Origin of the sequence: Acinetobacter sp. 1294243, assembly GCF_000588015.1 — a bacterium.
Taxonomy (GTDB): domain Bacteria; phylum Pseudomonadota; class Gammaproteobacteria; order Pseudomonadales; family Moraxellaceae; genus Acinetobacter; species Acinetobacter pittii.
Genome location: NZ_JFXG01000048.1, coordinates 1 through 1922, shown reverse-complemented (window position 1 = coordinate 1922; position 1922 = coordinate 1). Strand labels below are relative to the sequence as shown.

Below are 1922 nucleotides of genomic sequence, written 5' to 3'. Positions count from 1 at the left end.
GTAAAGACAATTTGAATGTATTGAATTTTTACGAACAACTTGGCTATGACGAGGTAGAAGCCGTGTGTTTAGGAAAACGACTTATTCGTGATAGTTCTCATGATTAGAACCACGTTTCAGTTGAGCCATTTTTAAAAACTTAAGGCGATATTGGGGATAACCCTCTTTGCTTGTGGATAAAATGAGATTTATACACAGGTAAAGTCTTAATCTTGTTATTAAATAAACAGGCATGAAAAAAGCCCCATACATTATGAATGGGGCTTTTTCGAATATGGTGGCGAGACCCAGGATCGAACTGGGGACACACGGATTTTCAATCCGTTGCTCTACCTACTGAGCTATCACGCCGATGGCCTGTATTAAGCCGTATCTCAGAACAATAGTCAACAATTATCCTGAGTTTCTGATTTAAATGAGTATTTTTTATACTTAAAAAAAATCCCTGATGGGATCAGGGATTGAAAACACAAATAATGGTGGCGAGACCCAGGATCGAACTGGGGACACACGGATTTTCAATCCGTTGCTCTACCTACTGAGCTATCACGCCGAAGTGGGCGTATTAAACAATGTTTACAAGAAGACGTCAAGCAACTTCCGCGTTTTTTGTAACAAGTGATTATTTTTAAATCACAACTACAAAATAATAGAAATTTTTAGTGATGTAGTTTACCAATGTGAGCCAAACAGCGATGAATCGCGCCACAGCCTGGCTCAAAAGTTTTAACACCTTTTGACTCTTCTATGCGGCAAGCTTCTTCAACTAAGCGCTCAGCTACCCCACGACCACGGTTAGCAGGGTGCACAACAATATATTCAAGGACCTTGCTTTCGCCTTGTCCTGAAGACCAAATTGCACCTATAATTTTGGTGTTAAATTCGGCAGTGTATAGCGTGGTATACTGTTGTAAATCTTGTTCAAGTTGTTCAATCGCATCGTGCCCGTCACCAAACTCCGGACTTGTATCATACAGTCGCTCAAGCTGATCGCGGATCTCTGAATTATCTAGAGAACTATAAGCATGTACGGTAATAGGCATTGATTAACCCTCCTGAGCAAACTATGATGCTGTCACGAATTCGTCACAGCGAAATTGTCGTTAACATCCAATCATTTTTGACGTTTTTTGAGGAACGTGTCCATGACGCAACGTATCAGTGAAGTGGTTAGAAATACCAATGAAACCAAAATTCGAGTTCGTTTAAATCTCGACGGTACTGGTCAAGGCACACTAAACACTGGAGTTCCATTTTTAGACCATATGATTGATCAAATCAAGCGACATGGCTTATTTGATATCGATATTCATTGTGATGGAGACCTCGAGATTGATGATCACCACACCGTAGAAGACTGTGGTATCACGCTTGGACAAGCTTTTGCACAAGCTTTAGGCGATAAAAAAGGTTTAAAACGCTATGGTCATTTTTATGCACCATTAGACGAAGCTTTATCTCGCGTTGTTGTAGATTTATCTGGTCGTCCTGGTTTATTCATGGATATTCCATTTACTCGTGCGCGCATCGGTACCTTTGATGTCGATTTATTTTCTGAGTTTTTCCAAGGTTTCGTAAACCATGCGCTTATGACCTTACACATCGATAACTTAAAAGGTAAAAATAGCCACCATCAAATCGAAAGTGTGTTCAAAGCACTTGCTCGTGCTTTACGTATGGCATGTGAAGTTGATCCACGTGCAGAAAACACGATTGCATCGACAAAAGGTAGCCTCTAATGACACGTATCGCGTTACTTGATTATGGCATGGGCAATCTACACTCAGCTGCTAAAGCACTTGAGTATGTGGGTGCTACAGTCGATGTGACCAATGATCCAAAGTTAATTGCACAAGCCGACAAAATTGTTTTTCCAGGTGTGGGTGCAATGCGTGACTGTATGCAAGGTATGCGTGAAGCAG

2 protein-coding genes, 2 tRNA genes and 2 pseudogenes are annotated in these 1922 nt (G+C 40.9%); 3 read left to right on the top strand and 3 right to left on the bottom strand.

Annotated elements, in window-relative coordinates; translation table 11 throughout:
• Positions 1–107, top strand: a pseudogene (locus tag J655_RS25040) (GNAT family N-acetyltransferase); the annotation flags it as partial.
• A 168-nt stretch (positions 108–275) separates the two neighbouring features.
• On the opposite strand, the gene J655_RS24105 reads toward J655_RS25040, so the two are convergent.
• The 3 genes from J655_RS24105 to J655_RS24095 form a co-directional block, all read right to left on the bottom strand.
• Positions 276–351: transfer RNA gene (locus J655_RS24105), tRNA-Phe, on the bottom strand.
• 126 nt (positions 352–477) lie between these two features.
• Positions 478–553 (bottom strand) — tRNA-Phe (locus J655_RS24100).
• Between the two features lie 106 nt (positions 554–659).
• Positions 660–1043 carry a GNAT family N-acetyltransferase gene (locus J655_RS24095; RefSeq protein ID WP_002116928.1) on the bottom strand — a complete coding sequence of 128 codons (384 nt, stop codon included), beginning with the start codon at positions 1041–1043 and terminating at the stop codon, positions 660–662.
• A gap of 102 nt (positions 1044–1145) precedes the next feature.
• On the opposite strand from J655_RS24095, the gene hisB reads away from it, so the two are divergent.
• Together hisB and J655_RS24085 are read left to right on the top strand one after the other, a co-directional pair.
• Positions 1146–1739, top strand: a complete 594-nt coding sequence (gene hisB / locus J655_RS24090) for an imidazoleglycerol-phosphate dehydratase HisB (RefSeq protein ID WP_002116767.1) — start codon at positions 1146–1148, stop codon at positions 1737–1739.
• A pseudogene (locus tag J655_RS24085) lies at positions 1739–1922 on the top strand (imidazole glycerol phosphate synthase subunit HisH); the annotation flags it as partial. The gene hisB and the pseudogene J655_RS24085, both read left to right, overlap by 1 nt.